This window comes from Actinotignum vesiculae, from assembly GCF_051267215.1.
GTDB classification, from domain to species: Bacteria; Actinomycetota; Actinomycetes; order Actinomycetales; family Actinomycetaceae; genus Actinotignum; species Actinotignum schaalii.
Genome location: NZ_JBOZGG010000016.1, coordinates 32560 through 40208 on the forward strand (window position 1 = coordinate 32560; position 7649 = coordinate 40208).

The window sequence follows — 7649 nt, forward strand, 5'->3', positions numbered from 1 at the left end:
CATGACAACTCTTATCACTAGCTCTCCCTATGTCCCGTATGCGGAACTGCATGCCCACTCGGCTTTCAGTTTTCTTGACGGAGCCAGCTTGCCCGAAGACCTCGTGCAAGGCTGCCTGGATCTGCGTATCGAAGCCCTCGCCCTCACCGATCACAATGGTTTTCCCGGCGTCATGCAGCTCGCGCAAGTCGGGCGAGATACCGGCCTCCCCACCATCACCGGCACCGAAATAACGCTGAATAGCACCCAGCCGCGCGAAGGCCCGGATCCGGAAGGTGAGCATCTTGTTTTCCTTGCCCGCACTCCGGCCGGATACCAGCACCTCTCCCGCGCTATCGGAACGGCCATGCTCGCCAGCGGTGCAAAAGGAATCGCGCACCATACGCTGGCTCAGCTTGCCCGCAATAATGGCGATATTCTCGTCCTCACCGGCGGCTGCCGCAAAAGCGCACTCCGCCGCATTCTTGACACCCAGCGCGGCAGCGAGGCCCGCCGCGCCGCCCGGCAAGAACTTGAGCTTCTTATCAGCACCTTCGGGAAAGATAACGTCGTCGTGGAACTCACCTCCCACGCCGGGCCACTTGACGCACAGCGATGTGACCTTCTCGAAGAACTGGCCCGGGAAACCGGAGTTCGCGCGGCGGTAACCGGAAACGTCCACTACGCGCATCCCGCCGACCGCCCAATTGCCGATATATTCGCCGCCACTCGGGCCCGCCGCACCCTCGATGAGATAGATCCCTACCTTCCCGCCGCCGGGGCCTATTTGCGCTCCGGCCACGACTGGCGCATCCTGCACCGCGGGCGCGAACGCTACCTGGAAGCCGCAGCCCGCATCGCCGAAGAATGCGCCTTTGACCTCTCCCTCGTCAAGCCGAATCTTCCCCCGTTCCCGGTCCCGGAAGGCTATACCGAAGCCACCTGGCTGAGGGAACTGGTGCTGCGCAAAGCCCGCGAACGTTACGGAACACCGGCGGACTACCCGCGTGCCTGGGAAGTAATCGAGCATGAACTCGAGGTCATTACCCAGCTGGGTTTCCCCGGATATTTCCTCATCGTGGAAGAAATAGTGGACTTTTGCCACTCGCGCAATATTTGGTGTCAGGGGCGCGGCTCGGCCGCGAACTCCGCCGTATGCTTCGCCCTGGGAATCACCGCGGTCGATGCCGTGAAACACGCCATGCTTTTCGAGCGATTTTTATCCCCGGGGCGCTCGGGGCCACCCGATATCGATATTGATATCGAATCCTCACGCCGCGAAGAAGTCATCCAGCATGTATACGAACGGTACGGGCGTTCCTGCGCGGCCCAGGTCGCCAATGTCATCTCCTATCGGCCTCGCTCTGCTATCAGAGATGTGGCCCGCGCCTTCGGATACCCGGAAGGTCATATCGACCAATGGGCATCAGCATTCCACCATCGCAGTATCAGCCGGGGCAGTGGCGCCCAGCCCCAGCCCGCCGGGCTACCCGAACGCGTCGCTGCGCTGGCTACCCGCATACAGCAGCTCCCGCGGCATCTGGGAATCCACTCCTCCGGAATGGTGCTCTGTGACCGCCCGGTTATTGATGTATGCCCGGTAGGGTGGGCATCCAAACCGGGAAGAACAGTACTGCAATGGGATAAAGACGATTGCGCGACCGCCGGGCTCGTGAAATTCGATCTTCTCGGGCTCGGAATGCTCACCGCCTTGCGTATCAGCTTCACCGAACTCACCCGCCGCGGGATTCTCGCACCCAACGGCCAGCCCCTCAGTTTGCATAATGTGCCCGCGGAGGATCCGGAGGTATATACCCTCCTCCAAGCAGCCGATACCGTCGGAGTCTTCCAGGTGGAATCCCGCGCGCAGATCGCTACCCTGCCGCGCCTGAAACCCGAATGCTTCTACGATCTGGTTATCGAGGTGGCTCTCATCCGCCCCGGCCCCATCCAAGGCGGATCCGTCAATCCCTATCTGCGGCGCAAACAGGGGAAAGAAAAAGTGAGCTATCCGCACCCGCTCCTGAAAAACGCGCTGGAAAAAACCCTGGGGGTTCCGCTCTTCCAAGAACAACTCATGCATATTGCCATCGACGCCGCAGGATTCACCCCCGCACAGGCCGACCAACTCCGCAAGGCCATGGGCTCGAAACGCTCCGCAGCCCGCATGGAACGCCTGCGCGGCCAACTCATGGAAGGTATGGAAAAACAGGGGATAACTGATCCGGAGGTGCGTGCGGAGATCTATGAGAAACTCGCCGCCTTCGCCGAATTCGGTTTCCCCGAATCCCACGCCTTTTCCTTCGCCTACCTCGTTTATGCTTCCGCCTGGCTGAAAGTTCACCACCCGGAAGAGTTCTATATGGGTCTGCTCAATGCGCAACCGATGGGCTTTTACTCCCCGCAATCCCTCGTTGCCGATGCGAGGCGGCATCGCCTCGTGGTACGGCGGGCCGATGTCACGCGTTCGCACGAACACGCCAGCGTGGAAGAACTACCCGATACGCAAGATCGTCCGAAACGGGAACACCCGCGTATCCACGTGGATAGCCGCCGCTACCTCCAGCTCGGGCTCAGCGGCATCAAGGGCCTCGGGAGTGCGGCCACACAGCGAATCCTCACGGCCCGCGCCCGTGCACCCTTCCGTGACCTCGCTGACCTAGCGCAGCGCGCCCGGCTGAAAACAGCAGATATTGAGATTCTTTCCTGTGCCGGAGCCACAGACAGTTTGGGCGTAAGCAGGCGGGAAGGTGTCTGGATAGCCCAGGCAGTGAGTAATGCTGAGGTAGCACACGGCACCACATATCAGCCCGCGATCCCCGGAACCGAACCTTTCGGTGCGGTGCCCGAGCTCCCGGCCCTCACCGCCGTGGAACAATCCCATGCGGACCTGCGCGCCACCGGAATTTCTCCCGATTCCTACCCGACGCAATTCATTCGCCCGGCCCTCACCGCGCGTGGGATCCTCACGGTGTTCGCAGCAGCCATGCACCCTGAAAAAAGCCGGTGCAAAGTGGCCGGACTGGTTACCCACCGCCAGCGTCCCCATACCGCGAAAGGAATCACCTTCCTCAACCTTGAGGACGAAACCGGGATGCTCAACGTCCTCATCACCCCGCAGCTATGGGAACGCTATCGGGAAATTGCGCGCACCTCGAACGCCCTGGTGATCCGCGGGATGGTCGAACGCGATGGCGGAGCCGCTGTTTTCCACGCGGATGGAATCGAAACTATCCCGCTCGGGATCAACCTGCCCTCCCGGGATTTCCGCTAGCCGCGCGGCAGGGCTGGGGGCGGGAGCAGCGGCGTCGTCGCTTAAAACCTCTTAGCGAAAAGAACGCAACCGGCCGCGAACAATCGATACGATAACGGAAGTTGCTCTCGAACTGGAGCATCACCCGCACAGAATCTGGAGGCACAAGGTTATGGGTAAATATCGGGCACTGTTGCGGCTTGCGCGTCGGATCGGCCCCGCCATCGTTTTCGTGATCACGCGTTACGGACCGCAACTGCGCGCCCTCATCCGCGAGAATCCGCAGATTGCTTCCAAACTCCAGGACCGCATGCATCAACTTGCCGGGAAAAAGCCGAATGAGCGGGACGCGCACAGCCTCAGCGGCCGCATCGAGATCCTCAAAGAACACGTCACCTTTCTCTACGCCTCGGCCAACACCGCTGACATTGCCGAAAAAGCCGCGGCGTGGCGCGCCGAACTCGACTCCATCGAACGGGCCATCCCCGTCCTCGACGCCATGGCCCGCGCGCAGCGGCTCACCGAACGGCGCAAGCTCTCCAAGCGGATCGACGTGCTATCCCAACAGATTCTCTCCGCCAGCCTCAGCGATTACATTGAAGACGCCATTATTGACGACGACGGGAGTGCGAGCTAATCGCGCGGGGAGAGCCCCAAAGCCCGCGGAATATCCGGATTGAAGAAATTCGGGCCCTTGAGGACCTTGCCGTCTTCCCGGTAAATCGGCCGCCCGTCCGCCCCGAGTTTCGACAAATTCGAGGCCTGCACCTCGGCAAGCACATCGGCCATAGGAATGCCCAGTTCCAGAGCCATCCCGTAAATCACGTACACCAAATCTGCGAGTGCATCAGAAATCTCAACGATATCCCGGGTTTCGTCATCGAGATCAACAGCCCGCGCGAAAGCCGCGCTGATCTGTTCACCGGCCGCCTTCCCGTAGGCGGCCGTCACCAATTCGGTAAATTCCTCCGCGATAAGGGACATACGCATGGGCAGGCGCGGCCGATCCGCATTCGGCCCGTCGGTGACAATAGGAAGCGCGTACGTTTCGTGGAATTGGCGCACCAGATCCTCTGGGCGGCGCGGATCGGGAAAAGCCGGATGCTTCTCACCGGGGCCAAACCAGGCGTGCGCGGGTGCCATGGCATCCCCGCGCTGGAGAGTTGCTTGGAACAGGCCGTAAACCTCGCCCTTATTTACGGTGACGGCCGGTCGGATACCGATGAAAGAAAACCCGAGCTTCCAGGCGACCTTCGCCGACGCCCAATTGATATCCGAGCCCTGCACTTCACAATCCCAGTGCATCGCCGCCAGCTCGGTCTTATCGAAGAAATACTCCAGGACGGTGCGAACTGCCTCCGTCACCATCCCGGTATTGCGAGCCTCTTTGGCGGCCCAAAAACCGAGCCGGCCGATGCGCCCGTTTCCGGTCACATCCACCTGCACGCAGCCCAGCGGGGCGGATTCAGGCCCGCGGCGGATCAACCATACCGGCGAACCTTCTGCCCACTTCTGCGGCGCGAACTCGGTGATGAACGCTTGCGCATCCGAGCGTGAATAGCCGGCAGGGATCGTGGTCCAGCGTTGAATATCCGGGTCCGCGCAGATGGTGGCCAGCGCGGTTTCATCCGCGGGGCGCGGAGCGCTAAGAAAGTACGACGGCGTGGTTAGTGTGAACTCCTGCATGGCTTTAGTGTACGCAGGCCAGCAAGCCTACAAAAACGCGAGGCCCGAACCGCCACACAGTTCGGGCCTCGCGCCAGCTCCCGGACGCCTTTTCAGGCGCCCTCCGGTGCTTCCTCTCGAGCATCACCGTGGTGCCGCAAAGGCCGCTGAGCTCAGAGCTCAGAGCTCAGAGCTCACGCAGTACGCTTAGACGCTTAGCTCTCCAGCAGTCCGTGCCGCTTGAGCAGCGCGGTGGCATCCACATCTCGCCCGAGCAGCGCCGCGAAGGACTCCTTCGGATCACGCGAATTACCCCGCGAGAGAACCTCGCGGCGCAACTTCTCGCCAGCCTGGCGATTCAAGCCAAGATCGCCCTCGCGTGCGGCGTCGTTCTGGAACCACGCCACCGTATCCGCATCCAGGGCCTCGCACCAGGTGTAGGAGTAGTACCCGGCAGAATACCCACCGGAGAAAACGTGATTGAAGTAGGCACTGCGGTAACGCGGGGGCACCAGGTCATGCTGCACGCCCGTGGCCTGCAAAGCCTTCTCCTCGAAGGCTTCGAACTCCGCGGGGCTGGCCGGCACGTCGGCTTCACCGAGGCGATGCCAGGCCTGATCCAAAAGCACCGCCTGCTCGATTTCGCACATGCGGAAGCCGGCCCCGTAGCCGCGCGACGCAACAAGCGCCTCGGTTTGGGCTGCGGGCAGCACCTCACCGGTCTGGTAGTGGCGAGCGTAACGCGAGAGCACCTGCGGGTGCCGGGCCCAAATCTCATTGACCTGGGAGGGGTACTCCACAAAATCACGCGGAACATTCGTTCCGGCCACCGAAGGCCAGCGCACATCGGAGAGGAAACCGTGCAGTGCATGCCCGAATTCATGGAAAGCAGTTTCCACTTCGTCCCAGCTCAGCAAGGTAGGTTCGCCGGGAGCCGGCTTGGTGATATTGAGGTTATTGCAGATAACCGAAGCGGGGGAGCCCTCCGCGGATTTCTGCACGATAGCGTGCATCCACGCACCCCCGCGCTTACCGGGCCGCGCGTAGTAATCGCCCAGGAAGTAACCGAGGAAAGTGCCGTCTTCTTCGGCAACCTTCCACACGATCACGTCATCGGTGTACCCATGTTCTTCAGTGCAGGTGAAAGTCAGGCCGTAGAGCCTATTAGCCGCATAGAAAACACCCTTCTCCAACACGTTATCGAGCTCGAGATACGGAGTGAGGGCCTCATCATCAATGCTGAACTTTTCAGCGCGCGCCTGATTCTGCGCCCGCACCCAATCGCTGGCGGTGAAGCTCTCCTTCCCCCAGCGTTCCTTGACGAAGGCGGCCAGCTCCTCAGCTTCGGCAGCAACATTGCGGGCAATGGGCGCCATCATGGGGGAGAGGAGCGCATCGATATTTTCCAGCGTCCCGGCCGAAGAATTCGCGGCCACGTAGGCGGCATGGTTCGGGTAGCCGAGCAGCTTGGCGGCCCGGGCCCGCAGCCGCACCAGTTCCAGAATCGACTCGCGGGTATCGGTGGCCGCGTCATGACCATCGCAACGCCGCAGGGACGCATCCAGGAGGCGGGCGCGGGCTGCGGCGTCGTCCAAATTATCCAGCAAGGGCTGCTGGGTGGGCAGGCGCAGCGTGGCGAGATAGGCGGCCGAGCTATCCGCGGCTGCGGCCTCCCCGGCCAGGCCTTCGCGCTGCGAAGCCGAAAGCCCGCTCAGTTCCGCTTCGGTGAACTCCACCGCGTCATCCAGGCCGGCCTGCACGATACGCTGGCCGATCTCGGTTGAAAGCTCGGCCATGCGGTTATTAATAGCGGCCAGTTCACCGCGCGCGGCCTCGTCGAGCCCGGCGCCGGATTGCTGGCAGCGCTTGAGGTGCTCGTGGGCGGTATACGCGGTTTCCGGATCCAGATCCGCCTGGCACAGCTGCTCAAAACGCCGGTACAACCGCGGATCCATGTACAGCGCGTCCTCGTGCGCGGTCATCTTCGGGCTGAGCTCGGCCTCAACCCGATCCCACTCCGCCCCGCCAATCGAAGAACAATAGGTGTAGAAAATCGAGGCTTCCACCTCAAGCTCAGCACCGGAGAGTTCAAAGGGGCGCAAGAAATTTTCAACGGTGGGCGCCTCGGTAACCTCGAGAAGAGAGGCGACGACGCCGCGCTGGTGCTCCATCAAATCAAGGACCCTGGCAAGTTGGGATGCCGGGGTCACATGCGAAAAATCAGGTAAGAGAGTACTCATAGGCTTAACGGTAGCGGGCCGGGCCGAACAAGTACCAGCACGGCCCGCAATCAAGCTGCCGACGTGGCCCGCGCTATAGGTACCCGCACAGCCCGCGCCAGCGCTTGGGCCAGGACCCGCGCTAGGACGTGCGCCAGCCGTGCGCCAGCCGTGCGCCAGCCGTGCGCCAGCCGTGCGTAAGTGGAATCACACCTGCTCCCGGCCGCATGATTTGAAAAAGTGGGCGCGGGCCTGGTAGATTCTTCTCTGTTGCTCAGCACGGCGTGCTGGATAACAATCACCGCGCGGGTGGCGGAATAGGCAGACGCGCTAGCTTGAGGTGCTAGTCCTCGTATAGAGGGTGGGGGTTCAAGTCCCCCTCCGCGCACGGTGAGAAAGCCCTGGAAATCTACATCCGGGGCTTTTCGCATGCCCGGGTGCGCGCCTAGCTGCATGCGGGTTAATAGACAAAAAGTGGGTCTAATGACGGCGTGTCGTTAGCTCCCGATCCGGCCTTTACGGATGTTCAGACC

4 protein-coding genes and 1 tRNA gene are annotated in these 7649 nt (G+C 61.8%); 3 read left to right on the plus strand and 2 right to left on the minus strand.

Annotated elements, in window-relative coordinates:
- The first annotated feature begins 1 nt into the window (after position 1).
- Positions 2–3253, plus strand: coding sequence for an error-prone DNA polymerase (locus ACRQHG_RS08280; protein WP_435713572.1), 3252 nt, complete (start codon positions 2–4; stop codon positions 3251–3253).
- Between the two features lie 151 nt (positions 3254–3404).
- A complete protein-coding gene (locus ACRQHG_RS08285; RefSeq protein WP_435713571.1) occupies positions 3405–3869 on the plus strand; it encodes a hypothetical protein in 465 nt (154 codons plus the stop codon).
- Here ACRQHG_RS08285 and ACRQHG_RS08290 read toward each other — a convergent pair.
- Positions 3866–4918, minus strand: coding sequence for a GNAT family N-acetyltransferase (locus tag ACRQHG_RS08290; protein WP_435713570.1), 1053 nt, complete (start codon positions 4916–4918; stop codon positions 3866–3868). The two genes, ACRQHG_RS08285 and ACRQHG_RS08290, sit on opposite strands and share 4 nt — an antisense overlap.
- A gap of 194 nt (positions 4919–5112) precedes the next feature.
- Positions 5113–7137, minus strand: coding sequence for a M3 family metallopeptidase (locus tag ACRQHG_RS08295; RefSeq protein ID WP_435713569.1), 2025 nt, complete (start codon positions 7135–7137; stop codon positions 5113–5115).
- 282 nt (positions 7138–7419) lie between these two features.
- Between ACRQHG_RS08295 and ACRQHG_RS08300 the strand changes: the two genes are divergently transcribed.
- Positions 7420–7504, plus strand: a tRNA-Leu gene (locus ACRQHG_RS08300).
- Positions 7505–7649: the final 145 nt, after the last annotated feature.